This window comes from Neobacillus rhizosphaerae (genome assembly GCF_937468385.1).
GTDB classification, from domain to species: Bacteria; Bacillota; Bacilli; order Bacillales; family Cytobacillaceae; genus Neobacillus; species Neobacillus rhizosphaerae.
The window spans coordinates 13,883-29,965 of record NZ_CALBWS010000010.1 but is presented as its reverse complement, the minus strand read 5'-3'; the positions used below and the strand labels follow the sequence as shown (position 1 = coordinate 29,965).

General features: G+C 38.7%; 13 protein-coding genes. 4 read left to right on the top strand and 9 right to left on the bottom strand.

Annotation, left to right across the window (positions count from 1 at the left end):
* Window positions 1-231: 231 nt before the first annotated feature.
* Window positions 232-594 carry a hypothetical protein gene (locus tag M5A78_RS09740; RefSeq protein ID WP_248735079.1) on the bottom strand — a complete coding sequence of 121 codons (363 nt, stop codon included), beginning with the start codon at window positions 592-594 and terminating at the stop codon, window positions 232-234.
* A gap of 639 nt (window positions 595-1,233) precedes the next feature.
* Between M5A78_RS09740 and nhaC the strand changes: the two genes are divergently transcribed.
* Window positions 1,234-2,616, top strand: coding sequence for a Na+/H+ antiporter NhaC (gene nhaC, locus M5A78_RS09735; protein WP_248735078.1), 1,383 nt, complete (start codon window positions 1,234-1,236; stop codon window positions 2,614-2,616).
* Window positions 2,617-2,689: 73 nt separating this feature from the next.
* Here nhaC and M5A78_RS09730 read toward each other — a convergent pair whose 3' ends face one another.
* From M5A78_RS09730 to M5A78_RS09715, 4 genes are all read right to left on the bottom strand, one after another.
* Window positions 2,690-3,331 (bottom strand): GTP pyrophosphokinase, encoded by a 642-nt coding sequence (locus M5A78_RS09730; RefSeq protein WP_248735077.1) that lies wholly within the window; start codon window positions 3,329-3,331, stop codon window positions 2,690-2,692.
* Window positions 3,332-3,436: 105 nt separating this feature from the next.
* Window positions 3,437-3,916, bottom strand: a complete 480-nt coding sequence (locus M5A78_RS09725; protein ID WP_248735076.1) for a hypothetical protein — start codon at window positions 3,914-3,916, stop codon at window positions 3,437-3,439.
* 76 nt (window positions 3,917-3,992) lie between these two features.
* Window positions 3,993-4,844: a DegV family protein gene (locus M5A78_RS09720; RefSeq protein ID WP_248735075.1), complete on the bottom strand. Its 852-nt coding sequence runs from the start codon at window positions 4,842-4,844 to the stop codon at window positions 3,993-3,995.
* Between the two features lie 193 nt (window positions 4,845-5,037).
* Window positions 5,038-5,223, bottom strand: a complete 186-nt coding sequence (locus M5A78_RS09715; protein ID WP_248735074.1) for a hypothetical protein — start codon at window positions 5,221-5,223, stop codon at window positions 5,038-5,040.
* A 179-nt stretch (window positions 5,224-5,402) separates the two neighbouring features.
* Between M5A78_RS09715 and dacB the strand changes: the two genes are divergently transcribed.
* Together dacB and M5A78_RS09705 are read left to right on the top strand one after the other, a co-directional pair.
* Window positions 5,403-8,270, top strand: a complete 2,868-nt coding sequence (gene dacB / locus M5A78_RS09710) for a D-alanyl-D-alanine carboxypeptidase/D-alanyl-D-alanine endopeptidase (protein WP_248735073.1) — start codon at window positions 5,403-5,405, stop codon at window positions 8,268-8,270.
* A 425-nt stretch (window positions 8,271-8,695) separates the two neighbouring features.
* Window positions 8,696-9,721, top strand: coding sequence for a phosphotransferase enzyme family protein (locus M5A78_RS09705; RefSeq protein WP_248735072.1), 1,026 nt, complete (start codon window positions 8,696-8,698; stop codon window positions 9,719-9,721).
* Between the two features lie 197 nt (window positions 9,722-9,918).
* Here the strand turns inward: M5A78_RS09705 and M5A78_RS09700 are convergent, their stop codons facing one another.
* The 3 genes from M5A78_RS09700 to M5A78_RS09690 all read right to left on the bottom strand — a co-directional run bounded on the left by M5A78_RS09700 (window position 9,919) and on the right by M5A78_RS09690 (window position 14,181).
* Complete coding sequence (locus tag M5A78_RS09700) at window positions 9,919-10,791, bottom strand: aldose 1-epimerase family protein (protein WP_248735071.1); 873 nt, start codon at window positions 10,789-10,791, stop codon at window positions 9,919-9,921.
* Window positions 10,792-11,246: 455 nt separating this feature from the next.
* Entirely contained in the window at window positions 11,247-12,974 is a 1,728-nt protein-coding gene (locus M5A78_RS09695) for a glycine betaine ABC transporter substrate-binding protein (RefSeq protein WP_248735070.1), read from the bottom strand.
* Between the two features lies 1 nt (window position 12,975).
* A complete protein-coding gene (locus M5A78_RS09690; protein ID WP_248735069.1) occupies window positions 12,976-14,181 on the bottom strand; it encodes a quaternary amine ABC transporter ATP-binding protein in 1,206 nt (401 codons plus the stop codon).
* Window positions 14,182-14,313: 132 nt separating this feature from the next.
* On the opposite strand from M5A78_RS09690, the gene M5A78_RS09685 reads away from it, so the two are divergent.
* Window positions 14,314-14,652: an alpha/beta fold hydrolase gene (locus M5A78_RS09685; protein ID WP_319942274.1), complete on the top strand. Its 339-nt coding sequence runs from the start codon at window positions 14,314-14,316 to the stop codon at window positions 14,650-14,652.
* A 139-nt stretch (window positions 14,653-14,791) separates the two neighbouring features.
* Here M5A78_RS09685 and M5A78_RS09680 read toward each other — a convergent pair whose 3' ends face one another.
* Window positions 14,792-15,898, bottom strand: a complete 1,107-nt coding sequence (locus M5A78_RS09680) for a glycosyl hydrolase family 18 protein (protein ID WP_248735068.1) — start codon at window positions 15,896-15,898, stop codon at window positions 14,792-14,794.
* Window positions 15,899-16,083: the final 185 nt, after the last annotated feature.

The following is a 16,083-nucleotide window of genomic DNA, read 5'->3' as shown; positions in this document are numbered from 1 at the left end:
ACTTTCCTATTATATCGGTAATTGATCTAATTCCTGAAATATCTTTGTCCGAATTGACTCAGGTGTTGTGATTTCTATTAGTGGGATCTCCCGTGAAACAGCCTTTTGTATTCCCCAATAGCGTTTTTTGGCTTTGTCTAAAGGTTCGCTCGACCAAAGACCGTCTTCTTCATATATATTAAAGAAGTTATCGTATCTAAATGGTCCGAAGAAAATCCAGTGATCTGAAATTTACGGCAATTTTGTCCAATGAGAATAATCAAATGTGTACCTTATAAGTGAAATAACTGGATATTCATTTGTTAGTAAATCGACCTCTACTCCAAATAATGAACCAGATTTCAAGCCTAGATTATTTGAGAAATCCGGGTCTTTTTCTAATTGATACAGCTTAATGAAATTACTGGTCAACCATCCCGCTGGATCAGAATCTGATTTCCAACGCATGAATCTTGGTGTAAGTGTTAAAAATCCTTCTTCTTCCCCTATTCGATCCAACTCTACAAAAAAGCTGTCTAGGTTTTTATATGTTTCTATTAAAACTTCTACAGCAGTAGAAATATTTTGCCCCAGATTACTCTTTATTAAAGACATAATAATCTTCCTCCATTATTAATTTAGTGGGCCAATTCATGTTTATAGTTATTTTGGGGCCATTTTGAAAAATATAAGGTCCATTAGATACTTCCTTTTCTAGAATGTCTTGAAATCCCCTTGTATCTCATGAGTCCCTTTTTCATGAGAAGTGATTGTAAATCATGGACAATCATTTTCTGCCCTATTTCAAGCTGTGACAAATCAACCAAGAAACCATTCGAATAATTAAAGACAAAGCTATTCAGGATACATTTGAATTAGAGCCGATTAAAACGAGGTTATGTTCTTTTTTTTAAAAATTCTTGACAAGAACTTATTATTCTCGTATAGTACCAATATGCTTTAGTGCTAAAAAGCGTTTAAGCAAAAAAGGAAATCTATCTGTTAGCAGAAAATAGTAGCTTTGTTTCATGCAGCGAGAAGAGATCGGATGGTAGCTGAAAATCCGAGCATACACAAATGTGAAGTACACCTGCCTAGATATAACAGATATAAAGAGTGGGCAAGTTTATTCTTGCCAAGTAGGGTGGTACCGCGAAGCATCTTCGTCCCTATGTGGAGAAGGGGCTTTTTTGTATTGCGCAATCCTTTTCTCCTATATACAACGTAGTATTACAAATTGGGGGAGATTTTCACATGTTACAATCTGCAAAATTAAAGCTGCCAGTATGGGAAGCAGCAATCGTTATGCTCACAATTTTAGGGATGGTGAGCAGTGGTATTATTCTATTAGGTTTAACACCTCATTTACCAATGATATTTGCGATTATGTTATTAATGGTGTATGGAATAATAAAAAAAGTAAAAATATCTGATATGGAAAGTGGAATAATGAAAGGTGCTACAACTGGTTTGGGTGCAGTTTATATTTTCTTCTTTATCGGAATGTTAATAAGTACTTGGATGGCAAGTGGTACGATTCCAACGTTGATGTTCTACGGTTTTGAGTGGTTTTCAAGCTTACCATTATATTTTTCAGTATTTGTCGTGTGTTCTATAGTGGGGACATGTATTGGAAGTGCCTTTACAACATCTGCAACAATCGGTGTTGCATTTCTTGGAATGGCAACTGCAATGGATGCATCGTTAGCAATAACAGCAGGAGCAATAGTTTCAGGTGCATTTCTAGGAGATAAGATGTCACCACTTTCAGATACGACAAATCTAGCATCTGAGACACTAGGTGTTCCGTTATTTGATCATATTAAAAATATGTTATGGACAACGGTACCTGGCTTTATTATTACATCTATAATATTTTTCTTCTTATCGCCAGAAAGTAGTGGTAAAACGGAGGAAATATCCATTTTCTTAAAAGCTTTACAAGAGCATAGTTACATTAATTGGGTAGCATTAATACCATTTGTTATTGTAGTAGTACTTGCTTTAAAAAAAGTATCAGCTATACCCACTTTATCTGCTGGAATTGTAAGTAGTGTAATTATTGCGTTCATTGCAGACGGTTCATTAACGTTTACGAAAATGTCGAATATATTATTTTCTGGATTCGTGATGGAAAGCAATGTAGAACAATTGAATTCTGTGCTTTCTAGAGGTGGAATTGAAAGTATGATGTTTTCCATATCCCTTGTTCTTCTAGCTTTAGGGATGGGAGGATTACTTTTCCTACTAGGAATAATTCCATCTTTATTAAAAGCAATTGAAGGACTATTAAAAGGTGCACCTTCCTTAATCGTTGCCACTGCATGCACAGCAATCGGCATTAACTTCTTTGTAGGTGAGCAATACCTATCTATTCTTTTAACAGGGAAAACGTTTGAAGGACAGTACGAGAAGCTAGGATTTGATAAAAAAACATTAGCTCGAGCTTTAGAAGATACAGGAACTGTCATAAATCCGTTAGTGCCTTGGGGGGTTTCAGGTATCTTCCTTACTGGTGTACTAGGTGTCTCTACGTTAGAGTACGTTCCTTTTGCCTTTTTCTGCTTACTATCACCATTGTTAACAATTTTCAGCGGTATTACGCAAATCGGAATTTCAAAACATGAAACAAATTAATATAGCTTAAAATAAAAGTCATCAAATATTTTACTTAAAAGTTGAATATTTGATGACGTTTTTTATTGTTTGCTTAATTGGCTAGTAATTTAGTTCTTAAGTTTGACATTTCTTTATCCATTAAGGAAGAAGCTTTGGCAAGCTCAATTAGCTGCTTTTGAGCATCCTCAGGTACAGTCTCCCCTTGATATTTATAATTTAGTTTATGCTCGGTGGATGCCCAAAAATCCATAGCGGAAGTACGAATTTGTATTTCTGCAGGAACCCATATTATTTCGTTGGATAGGAAAACTTGGGTTTCTACAATCAGGTGCAAACTTTTATATCCGCTCATTTTCGGGTCCTGAATATAATCCTTTATGCGTATCATTCGGATGTCTTCACGTTGCTCGATATGCTCCTTCAACATATATACGTCATCAATAAAACTTGTGACAATTCTAACACCCAAAATATCTCTTATTTCATTCCTCACCGCTTCTTGTGTTAAAGGAATTTCTTTTCTTTGTATTTTCTCCACCAAAGATCTTAATGTTTTGAAACGTATTTTCATATGTTCAATAACGGAATAGCCATGTTGTATTTTCCACTCTAAGTCAATAATCTTGAAATCACTTTCTAATTCATGTAATGCCATTTGGTAAGGTAAAAAGAACCCCCTCCAATTGTCTAATACTTTTTGAATAACCTCGATTTTTATCTTTTCTTTCAGCATGTCCACAGCCCTCTCGTTATTATTCTGTTATCATAACACAAATGATTCAAAGTAAAAAAGGTGTACCTATAATCGAAATCCATAATGGTGCTTGTTTGCAACAAGTCACCCACAAAAAATACTATCAATCACCGCTAATGGTGTGTCATATGGATGACCAATTTCATGCCCAGTATAATAAAACACGGGATTATCAAAAAGAGTGGATAAAGCTTTTTCTTTTTCGATCTCGCTTTCAAATTGAACGAATGAACCATCTACATTTTGTCGTGATTCTACTAACTTTCTTGCACCATTATAATAAACAGTAATCGAAGCAAGCTGCTCTCTCCCCTTCATGATAAAGATATCATGAGTTTCATTAGAAAAAGCTTTAAAGTGTAATGTATCATACGCTACCGTTACAGAATCAGCTTTTTTCCTTATGACAAAGCCTCTTTCCCTAAAATACTCCTCAAATGCATCAAGAAATTCCTGCATCTTCACTTTAATACCAGGTTGAACATTTTTCGCATATAACTCCTGATTTCTTTCTCTTACAGCTGCTAGTTCATGTTTCAGTGCCTCACTATCTTTTATTTCCATAGTAGCACCCTTTCCTTGACAGAATCTTCAAATCTCGCCTAGTGACAGACACCCACACTTTCACTTTTGACCGTTCCTAAACTTCTAAGCCTGCCAGTCCAAAGCCGCCAGGTCCAGCGTGAGTAGATATCATAGCGCCGGCTTGAATCCATTTAACATTTTTAAAACCAGTTTCTTTTGCGATTTCATCCATCCGCTGCTTGATCCTTTCATCAAGTCCAATTGAGTAAAGAAGATAAAGTTGTTCTCTATCAATGTCGTATTGATCTAAATAATCTCGCATCAGTTTTTCTGTAACTACATCCATTTTCCCACGATATTTTTTTGTTGAAACAAGATTTCCATCAATTAGTTCAATACGCGGCTTTATTTTTAACAAAGCCCCTCCGAGATAAGCTAGATTACTAACTCGCCCGCCTGCTCTTAAAAAATCTAAATTTCCGGGAACGAAAGCCAGTCTCGATTTAGGAACCTTTGATTCAATCTTCTCTACTAAGCGAACAGGGTCAATCGTAGGTTCATTCTTTAACAAGGAAACCGCATACATTACAATCGCAGATAATCCACCTGTAACGTTCAAAGCGTCAATTAGAAAAATATCATCCAATTCTTCCGAGGCGATGATCGCATTTTGAAAGGAAGAAGATGCCTTTGACGTATATCCAATATGTACGATGATACAATCAGGAAAATCAGTTTTTATCTTCGTGAAAAATTCATGATATTCATGAGAATTTGTGGCCGTTGTAGATGGTATTTTTTTGGTTCGCTCATAATAGTTATAAATATCCGTTATGGGTAACGAACCGTCTAAATAATCCTGCCCATCCATGATGACGTGCATCGGGACCACTTGAACATTATGTTTTCCAGCTAATTCTTCTGGTAAATCCGCACCACTCTCTGTCGACAAAATCAGTCGTCTCATAACCATCCCCCACTTCCATATAAAAAGCCGTAACTGTTTGTTCTGCATTTTATGTTCTACTCTACCTTACATGAAAAGGGCCATTAAATACAGATTAAATGAGTATCCCCATAGCTAAAGCTAGGGGTTTCGAAAGAATAGGCTAAAAAGCCACATTGTCTTTAAGTGGGCTACCACAGGTCCCGCTAATACATCAGGCCGATGCCTTCAGCTTTGCTTTACCTTTCACGATGATGATTTTCTTAGGAGATTGAAGGAAGTGTTTTCTATCAAGCCCGTCAAAGGCAGCTGGTACATGTTTTCGAACAATATTGAACGCCCCATTCATGGTTAACATTTTTATCTTCAAACTGCTTTTTATATTTTTCAATGTCTTCATCTTGGTTAATAATTCCTTTTCCTCAAATTTTTACCTCTTATTTCCTTTTCGCAAACAATAAGGCTACGACGTTTCTGATACTTATCTACTAATATGGTAATTTCAATAGGAAAATAAAAATAGTTGTCGAAATATTTAATCTTTAACGCAATCCTATTTTACTTGAAAGGAGAGATTGTATGAACCGATGGAAAGCAAGGTGGAGATCGGTACTGTTAGCATTCATGCTCATGATTTCTTTAGTTCCGCAAATCCAAGCACAAACCACTCAGGAGGAGGAACTGAGTCAGCTTTTACAGGCCTATGTTCAGCAGCTGAACGCCAATCCAAATAGTGAAGGAATGTCTGTGGGGTATGAAGTCTATTCGCTTGATGAAGAAAAGACGCTCGCCTCTTATCATTCTGATAAAACATTTGTTCCTGCCTCTGTCTTTAAGCTCCTCGTAACTGCGGCAGCCGTAAGCAAATGGTCAAAAGATATGACAATCCCGACAAAGGTTTTTACTACTGGAAATCTGAGTAATGCCGGAGTACTAAATGGAGACATCATTCTAAAGGGCTATGGCGACCCGACGCTGACAGTTGAAAAATTAGACACCTTGGCAAAAAGTTTAGCAGATAAAGGCATACAAAAAGTGAATGGAAACATTATCGTGGACGAGAGCTATTTTGATGGTCAGCGTTTAGGAGAAGACTGGATGTGGGATGATGAGCCTTACAGCTATAGTACGCAAACGAGCGCCCTATCCGTAAGTGAAAATACTGTGGAAGTTACCGTTCATCCAGGAAAGAAAATTGGCGAAAGCCCAACAGTCACCATTGACCCGGCGCCTGACTATGTGACAGTAGTCAACAAGGCAAAAACGGTTGAAGGAAACAAAGTTTCGTTAACAATTGACCGAACACTTGGAAAAAATGAAATCGCCGTAAGCGGAACAATTGGGCAAAATTATTCTGCTACCGGGTATACCCTCACACGCACGATACATGACCCGGCACCATTTACAGGTACCGTATTTCGGGATTTACTCATAAAACAAGGCATTCCTTTTAAAAATAAATCCGCTGTTGAAAAAGGCACTGTGGATGATGATGCTCGTTTAGCTGCAGCCGTCGAATCACCAAAATTAGATGATATCTTAACAGAAATGGTAAAAGAGAGTGATAATTTTTACGCAGAGATGCTCACCAAGCTGCTGGGTGCCAAAGAGTCCGGCGTAGGATCTACAGCTGCAGGAACCGAAGTGATTCATCGTTTTCTGGTAAACAATTTGGGGTTGGAGGATGGTTTTATGCAAAAAGATGGCTCTGGTCTAACACGTTTGGATCACATCTCCCCTCATGCATATATTCAATTACTGAACAGCATGTTTGACGGACCGGAACGAGACCGATTTATTTCATTTCTGCCGATTGCCGGTAAAGATGGTACGTTGAAAAACCGAATGAAGGGCACTGCTGCTGAGGGAAATGTGAAAGCCAAAACAGGCAGTATGAGCGGAGTGAATTCGCTTGCCGGTTATGTTACGGCGAAAAACGGACAAACCATTGCGTTTTCGATTTTACTCAATGGTATTTATAAAAGTTCTTACGCGACAAATTTACAGAACCAAATTGCCATTGCTTTAGCGCAATATCCGAATTTGCCCAAACCGCCTGCGAGCACACCTGAATCGCAAAGCTTTCCTTTGGCTAAAGATTTTGATCCGATATTAGATGATCCGGTCTTTAAAGGAATTATTAAAGGAGCAGTGATCTATTCTACGAAGAAACAGGAAGTGCTGTACGCCCGAAGTCCGCAATCTCTTCTGACGCCTGGTGCAAGTGTAAAATTATTAACAACCGCAAGTGCACTTGATAATCTTGGACAAAACTACCGGTTTAAAACAGAACTTTATACCAATGGCACCATCACAAATGGAATCTTAAACGGGGATATCATTGTTAAAGGCTATGGGGATCCAACATTAGCTTCTGACAATAAGCGGCAAGTGTTAGGCGGTCCAACGATTGAAGGAATCGCACAAGACCTCAAGAATGCCGGCATTCATCTCGTGAAAGGAAACATTATCGTAGATAGTCAATTCTTCACGGATGATGTCTATGCACCAGGATGGACATGGGACAATGAAAGTGAACCATTCCAGCCGCAAATTACAGCACTATCCGTCAATCACGGTACGGTCAGGCTCCAATATGAACCAGGAAAAATCGGCAAGAATATTAACGTAACAATGGAACCAGGTGTAAATGAGATTAAAATTGTCAACACAGCCATCACCGGAGAGGCAAATAGCAAAAATATGCTGGCAATCAAAAGAATTCGCGGAGAAAATACCATTGAAATTTCAGGAACCCTGCCTGCCGGAACGGAAAAAGGATATAAAGATGTTTCCATCGAAGCCCCTCATCTGTATACGGGTTATGTTTTGAAAAATAAGTTAAAAGAAGCAGGGGTTAATGTAAGTCCCCATAGTCAAGTGCTAAGCGAGGCCAAACCAGCTGGTGCCAAACTAGTGAACACCTATGAATCAACTACTCTAGCTGAAATCGTCAACTATATGAATCGCCATAATGACAATTTCACCGCAGAAATGATCATTCGGTCATTGGGCGCAATGATTAATGGCAACGGAACCTTCGATGACGGAATCGATACGGTTCAACGCATGATGAATGCAGTGATTTCCACACCATTTGACATGATGGATGGATCAGGATGGACAAAATACACCCAAATTTCGGCAGCACAAGTGGCAAGCTTATTAGCAGCTGAAACACAAAAACCTACTTTCCCTGTGTTCTATGACTCTCTTGCGAACGCGGGTGAGGACGGCAGCTTAAAAACCGGATTAGGTAACATCTCCAGTCCACAGCTAACAGGGATTTTGGAAAATCGCGAAGATATCCCAGGACTTTCAGGATATATCAAAACAAAAGACGGCGACCTATTAGCCTTCTCACTATTACTTAACGGCTACAGCCAAACCGAAAGCAAGCAGCTCGTTAAACACTTTGCCCAGAAACTTGTGGATTTGACGCAATAAAACACGAAAACGGTTCTCTTTGCTACCCTTTTTAAAGTAGCAAGGGAACCGTTTTTTTTTTATCTGAGTTAATGATGGTCGTTCCTGATTTCTCATCCTATCTTCTTCGTCACTATCGGTCTTTAGTCCGTTTACCTCATTTATGCTCCGAAACCTTTTTACTTCGCTTCATCACATCTAACAATCTATTAGGATAGCTGCTATAAAGAAGTTCAACCACCGAGTAGATTTGGCTTTCAATGATTCAAAATTAATATTGAATATACCTTACTAAATCTCCGATATTCGTGCCCTTCCACTCCTCACTGTCCTCCGAAAAGGCAACAATTCTTTCTGATTTTTTCCAAGCCTGATAAGAAGTGTTGACGATACGTCTATATTTTTATAGAATTTTCTTACAATAATTAAGAGATGGGGGCTGTACCATGGAAGAATCGGTGTCAAGATTATTAACGGAAGAGCTTATTCAAAAGGCTTTATCCTTATTTGCAGCAACAGAAAAGGAACCAAAAAAGCTTGGGGATTTCGAAAATTACGCATTTGAAGTCTATCGGAATGGCATCCCTTTTGTCTTACGCTTAACTCACAGCTCCCATCGAGCAATGGATCAAATAGAATCGGAGTTGGATTGGTTAAATTTTTTATCTGATCAAAAGGTAAATGTATGCCGTGCACTACCTTCTATTAGTGGAAATTATGTGGAAGCATTAGTTTCAGAAGACACATTCTTTTACGCCTGCCTATTTAAAAAGGCAAATGGAAAAAATGTTCGAACGGACGATTTCAATGATGCTTTGTTTTACGAATGGGGAAAGTTAGTTGGGAAAATAAATCATGCCACCAAAAACTATCAAAAACCGGATCATATCACGAAACGACCTGAATGGGATGAGGAAGATTTAGTTTTAATTGAAAAATATCTTCCTGCTGATGATAAAGTGGTGATCGAAAAAGGAAAAGCCTTACTACAACAAATTCAACAGCTTGAAACAAATCCTGATTCCTATGGATTAATCCATTCTGATGTTCATTCAGGAAATTTCTTTATTGAAAATGGGGAAATTGAGGTATTTGATTTCGATGATTGCTCCTATCATTGGTTTGCTAGCGATATTGCGATCCCGATTTATTATGCTGTTTGGTTTAATATGGCTCTTGAAAGTAAGGAAGAACGATCTGAATTTGCCCAAAACTTTGCTAGACAATTATTAAAAGGATATTACGAGGAGAATTACATTGACCCCTATTGGATTAGACAGATACCATTATTCTTCAAACTTCGTGATCTAACTTTATATTCTGTCTTCCATAAAAAAGAAGATTTATCAAAGGCTAGTGAGAGATTACTAAAATTAGTAAGTGATATTAAAAATCGACTCCTTTTGGATGAAGCGATTGCAGATATAGATTTTGAATTGATTATGAAAGAAATTGAAAAAGTAGATAAATAAATGGTAACGGGACTCAAAAAAATGATAACGGGTTCTGTTTCATATAAATCATCCACTTCTTTATGTCTTTGCAGTATTATTCTTTATTCAGCTGGCGTTTTTACAGCAATAATGTTTTTGATTTAGAAATCGGCAGACAGTGTCTGCTGGTTTTTTTACAGTACTTAATTATAAAACATGAGAATCATCCCCTTGTCTCATTTAAACTTCATTTTATACTCTGCCCTGAATGCTTCTCTTGGTTGAAGCTTATTGATTCCAAATTTCTCCTTTAAGTTTCCAGTTGTCTTGTATGTATCAGCAATACCGTACCACGGTTCGATGCAAACAAACGGAGCCATCTTACCATCTGTGTATTTCGACCAAATTCCAACGAACGGAAATCCTTCGAACCTTACTTCTACACCATGATTCGACTTATTCGATGACAGTGTAACTTGATCAATATTGCTATAAATAAGTGCATCATGCGCAAATAGGGAGTCAGTGAGTGGAATCGATACTAGATCATTGGCAATTCCTTTCTCGCGAATCAGAGAATTCTCTAACTCATATTCCATCACAATCTTATTTGCAGCAGGAATTAACTGAAATTTATAGTCCATCATTGTTTCATTTTCTAAGATTGGAATCCTAAATGCGGGATGGGCACCAATAGAAAAATACATCTCTTCCTTGTTTTTATTTACGATTTCCCAACGAACAGTCAGTATGTCCTCATTGAGGGTATAACGAATTATCGCTATAAACTCGTAAGGATAAACATGGCTGTATCGTCCGCCAGACTCGAAACGAAAAGAAACGTCTGTTGTAGTCTGATCATCCACCTCAAATTCCACATCACGCAAAAAACCATGTTGTGACATTTCGTAGGTCTCACCCTCGAGTTGATAGCGGTCTTCCTTTAAACGTCCTACAATCGGAAATAACACCGGTGAGACACGTCCCCAATAGGCGGGATTCCCCGTCCACATGTATTCCAGTCCGTTTTTCTTATGCTCCACTTTCCGTACCTCTGCTCCATGGTGACTGATTTCCACCTTCAACCAATCATTTTCAATACCTATCATCTTATCTCCTCATCTCTGGTCTGCATTGTTTCCTTTTATTATACCGAAAGTCTATTGTTTCAAAAACAAAAGCACACTTTGATACATTTTCTAACATGCTTTTTTTCCTAAAATAATATCCTTAGTTTCAAAAACAACACGAACTGTTTTATAATACAAAATAATAATTTTAATTGAGGATTGACCTTGAATCACGGTGCCTGAGTCTCTACTATCATACTTAGGTTCCCCTCCTTACCAACTAATGAGGTTGAGTTCTTTTTTTCATCCTTTTCCAGATTCCGAAAAAGAGGTTTACCAAAAATGGCAAACCTTGTTCTATAGACCAAGTTTTTTATATTCCAGGTTGTTCCCCGAAATGTTCGTAATTTGCTTCACCGTACAAGACGGTAGAACTTTAATTAAATTTATTTAAAAAGTTAGCTGGCACCGAATGAATGGATAATCCCAGTAATTTACTTCAAATCTTCAATGGAATCAATATCCATATACTTTGGTACAACCAATCCATTCTTGGTTCCATGGAGGTTGGTTCCTAAATCAACAAGATCGTTTTTATATTGCTTATAATATTTATTATGGGTACTAGGCAGCCAGGCGGCCACCATACCGTCCACACTTCCGTTGGCCACACCGGCAAACATAGGACCGACCTCCACTTGACTTAATTTCACATCATAGCCATTCTGCTCTAGAACCTTAGCTATGACATTTGTACTTGCGATTTCTGTATCCCAAGCGACATAGACAAGATTGATTTTTTCCCCATTGCCTCCATCGGCACCCTTTGTCCATTGCGCCACTTTGTCCCCGTTAGCCTTAATCCACTTATCAGCTGCTACAGATGGGTCCATCCTGTCTTTAATATCCACCATCACTTTTTCCATATCATCTGGTTTCCAGATAAATTGATCGAGGATGGTATATGCACCTGGCGCATCCTGTTTCAAACCTTTTCTTACAATGGTATGAATATCTTCAACCTCTCCAAAGGATTTATTTGGGTCTTTAAGAAATTTAAGATCGTAAGTCGTGAACATCCAATGCGGTGCCCATCCGGTGACAATGATGGGTTTCTTATGATCATAAGCTTTCTTCAATTCGGTTGCCATGGCGGCAGATGAACCTTCTGCCAGCTGCCAATCATTCAACTGATAATCCTTGATGGCCTTATTCGCTTGTGCCATAATTCCCGCACCAGGTTCAATCCCGATAATGTGATAATTCGTTTGGGCACCAATACTGTTGCCGTCCTTATTTTTAGCCGTTTCTTTTATAACTCCTGTCACAATCGCTGTCACGATGACCAGGACAGCTAAAATGGAAAAGGCAAATTTTTTCTTGAGCAAATTCTCATATGCCGGATTCCGTAAATTTTGCGAAATCCGGTCGAGAATAACGGCGATAAACACAATGGATAATCCCGCTTCGAAACCTCTTCCTACGTCAATTTGACTGACTGCCCGGTAAACATCTGCCCCAAGCCCCGGTGCACCGACTAATGATGCCGTCACCACCATCGAAAGGGCCAGCATAATGCTTTGGTTGACACCGGCCATAATCGTTGGTGTGGCGATTGGTAATTGAACCTTTAACAATTTTTGGCTGTTGCTGGAACCAAAGGCATCGGCTGCTTCGATTAAATCCTTCGGGACTTCCTTAATGCCCAGATTGGTCATTCGGATCGTTGGTGCAATCGCAAAAATAAACGAGGCAATAATTCCCGGTACCACCCCGATTCCAAAAAATAATATTGAAGGAATTAAATAGACAAATGCCGGCATGGTCTGCATAAAGTCCAAAATCGGCGTTACGATTCGATGCACCGTTTTTCGTTGAGCACACCAGATTCCAACTGGGATTCCGATGATGATGGTAAGTAATCCTGATAATAAAACAATCGCAATGGTTTGAATACTGGAATCCCAATAGCCCAGGTTATCAATCAAGAGCAAACTGATGAGCGTAAAAATTCCTAATGGCCATCTGCTGGTATAGATGACTAATAGCGTTAAGACGATGATTAAGATGATGGGCGGACCCGCACTTAATACATTCACTATGATATCTAATATGGACTCGATGGCGGTGGTTACCAAGGAAAAAAATCCGGAAAAGGCAACGGTGACCCACCTGACCAGAGCGTCTAACCAATCTCCTAAAGGAATTTTCGGTATATTCATCTCATTCACTCTCCAAATCGTTCAAGGAATCTTTATTTCCTGCCAAAGCACCGATAACGGCGCCGCGAATGACAATTCCTTGTAAGCGGTTTTCTTCATCGATAACGGAGATGGGCAGAATCGATGTGGCCATTACATCCATTAAATCAGTCAGTAATGTTTCACCAGAGACAGTTGGAATATCGGTTGTCATGACATCCCCAATGGTTTGCTTATGTTCAATGGCCTGCCGTGCCTGCTCAGCGGTAATGGCGCCAAGAATTTTCCGATTGCGATCAACGACAAAAATGCTGGAGTATCCCTGCTTCCGCATAATTTCCAACGCTACCCGCGGCCCTCGGTCAAAAGCGATTTTTTCTGCCCGTTTCATCACATGGGAGGCTGTTAATATTTTGGATAAATTAACGTCTTCCACAAACTTCTCGACAAATTCATTGGCGGGACTCATCAAAATTTGTTCAGGTGTTCCCAGCTGAATGATACTGCCATCCTTCATCAACGCAATCCGGTCGCCGATGCGCAGTGCTTCATCTAAATCATGGGTGATAAAGATAATCGTTTTCTTGTATTTTTCTTGGATTTCCAGCAATTCATCCTGCATATCTTTCCGAATTAGCGGATCAAGTGCACTAAAGGCCTCGTCCATCAAGATTACAGCAGTGTTACTTGCAAGAGCCCTGGCCAGTCCCACCCGTTGCTGCATGCCGCCGCTCAATTGTTTAGGCAGCTGGTTTTCGTAACCTTTTAAACCGACAACCTCTAGCGAACTAAGCGCTGTTTTGCGGCGCTGTTCAGCGGGGACTTTTTGAATTTCCAGCCCATATTCCGTATTTTCCACAATCGTTTTATGAGGAAACAAAGCAAAGTTTTGAAACACCATACTAATCTTTTTCTGTCTTACTTCCCTCAGTCTTGCCTCACTCATCTTCACGATATCTTCATTCTCTATCAGTATTTCTCCGATTGTTGGTTCAATCAGCCTGTTAAACATGCGGATTAAGGTGGATTTCCCACTTCCGGATAAACCCATGATGACAAAAATTTCACCAGGATAGATTTCGAAGGAAACATTTTTTACCCCAACTGTCTGTCCTGTTGCCTTTAAAATTTCCTTTTTGGTCTTACCCTGTTTCAATAGATCAATCGCTGCTTTCGAATTATTACCAAAAATTTTAGAGACACTTCTGACCTCGATGTAGGGATTCATGCTGTCACCTCATTCTATTAATGACCGTATCATATACATTTTTTCCAGATGTTGTTGTTTTATGTTACTTTAGAAGATTAAGTTATGTATCCTGTTATTAGTAACCTCATAATTGTCACTTAAAAAAGTCCCATTGTTTATAGTCAAGCTTTTATTAATGCACATTCGGAATTAATCCATGAAGATATTGAAAAACGAATTGAAATTGTAACTCCGCCCCACTGCTATTTATCACAACTTCAAGCATGTCTTGCACATGATACCTCTAACGAATTAGGTGAAATTAATGTTCCAACCCTAGTAATCCATGGTGATTCTGATGTATTGGTTCCCTATAGAAATGAGGAAACCTTTGCTAAAAATATTCAAGGGACTGAGCTTTTTACTGTTCCAGGTGCCGGCCACATTTTCTTCACCGAAGCGACTAATAGTGTAAACAACAAGGTTATACAATTCCTAAGTAATAAGTAATTAAAGTTGAGGTTTCAAAAATAAGTGCGAAGCACCATCTAAAGGCATTCGCAATCATAAAAAGATGTACCAAAAGTAGTATTTGCTACTTAGGCCAAGGAGAAAACCACCCTTTCTTTCCTACCTAAAACATTCAACATCATTTTTTTACTTTTATTTTCTCGGGTATAGCCGTCCAGTACGTAGGATCTTCTAAGCCGAGTCGCCAAATCCCGATTCCTTGTAAGTTGTATTTTTCCACAAGGTTTAGTTTAAATCCTAGACTGTGACTATTCTCAAACCATGCCTGGTGGCTATGGTTTTGTTCATCTACAAAATCGAAATGAGGTGTTTGCGAACGGGAGTCCCACAAAATTTCAGCTTTATATTTGGTTTTATATCCCATTAACAGTGCATAGGAGCTATAAGAGGCTTTGTTTGCTGTTGTGTCCCAGTCCCATCCATAACCAGCGATACCGAGTAAAATTTTGGATGGTAGTACTCCTTTATTCAATGCATAACGAATCGTTGTTTCTGTCCAATCCAACGATGCCGTTGACCCGGGTGTTGTTTTTGCGTTGTGTTCATCGTAGGTCATAATCATTAACCCATCTGCAAATAGACCAAGCTTTGCGTAATCAAACCACGGTGACCACGGATTAGCACGCGAATCACCTGTGTTTGCCGGGACTGAAACCGTCACTACTTTTCCATCACGATGCAGCGCATCACACAATTTTTTAATCATCAAACTAAAGGAATCTCGGTCAGTCAAATACAAATTTTCTATGTCTATATTTACACCGTCATAACTGAACTGATTTATTTCATTTCGTAAATTCTGAATGAAAACATTGCGGTTAATATCGTTATTGATGACATTACTCGCCACTTGTTTGCCCTTCTCCTGGGTTTCATAAAAGAGGTTGTGAACAACTAGATATACCTTCACATGATTTTCATGAGCGCTCTTAATAACCATTCTCTTATGATCTGCTGTAACGGAATCAATAAGACTGCCTGGACGCTTATCATCAAGCTTGTACCAAAAGGGCGCAATGCTGCTTAAATTGGTGAATTGCGAATTAACTGTAGGTTGAGAACCTGGATAATTTCCTTCCTTCTCTGTATAAAAACCTAAAACTTCACGAGGAGTTTTATTTTCTGGGCTAACTTCTTTTCTTTGTGATTGATTGCAGGATGACAATAGTAAAAAGACCATGTTTAAAGAAATTATGGTAAATAACCGATAACCGTTTCGCGACATCTATTACACCCACCCACTTTACTAATTTGTTTATTTCTTAAGTTGATGAGAAAAATTGTAATTTATTCACGTCATAATATCTTTATATCGAGGGCACCAGTCAATCAGGCAATTTATAGGGACATCTCTCGGGGCAAACATGGGGACGATTCTTTATGTCGGCACTTACCTCATTAAAAACCAGG

Coding starts and splice junctions, on each gene's coding strand:
- M5A78_RS09720 (WP_248735075.1), bottom strand. CDS start 4,844: ATGAGACGACTGATTTTGTCGACAGAGAGTGGTGCGGATTTACCAGAA.
- nhaC (WP_248735078.1), top strand. CDS start 1,234: ATGTTACAATCTGCAAAATTAAAGCTGCCAGTATGGGAAGCAGCAATC.
- dacB (WP_248735073.1), top strand. CDS start 5,403: ATGAACCGATGGAAAGCAAGGTGGAGATCGGTACTGTTAGCATTCATG.
- M5A78_RS09690 (WP_248735069.1), bottom strand. CDS start 14,181: ATGAATCCCTACATCGAGGTCAGAAGTGTCTCTAAAATTTTTGGTAAT.
- M5A78_RS09725 (WP_248735076.1), bottom strand. CDS start 3,916: ATGGAAATAAAAGATAGTGAGGCACTGAAACATGAACTAGCAGCTGTA.
- M5A78_RS09730 (WP_248735077.1), bottom strand. CDS start 3,331: ATGCTGAAAGAAAAGATAAAAATCGAGGTTATTCAAAAAGTATTAGAC.
- M5A78_RS09740 (WP_248735079.1), bottom strand. CDS start 594: ATGTCTTTAATAAAGAGTAATCTGGGGCAAAATATTTCTACTGCTGTA.
- M5A78_RS09715 (WP_248735074.1), bottom strand. CDS start 5,223: ATGAAGACATTGAAAAATATAAAAAGCAGTTTGAAGATAAAAATGTTA.
- M5A78_RS09700 (WP_248735071.1), bottom strand. CDS start 10,791: ATGATAGGTATTGAAAATGATTGGTTGAAGGTGGAAATCAGTCACCAT.
- M5A78_RS09680 (WP_248735068.1), bottom strand. CDS start 15,898: ATGTCGCGAAACGGTTATCGGTTATTTACCATAATTTCTTTAAACATG.
- M5A78_RS09705 (WP_248735072.1), top strand. CDS start 8,696: ATGGAAGAATCGGTGTCAAGATTATTAACGGAAGAGCTTATTCAAAAG.
- M5A78_RS09695 (WP_248735070.1), bottom strand. CDS start 12,974: ATGAATATACCGAAAATTCCTTTAGGAGATTGGTTAGACGCTCTGGTC.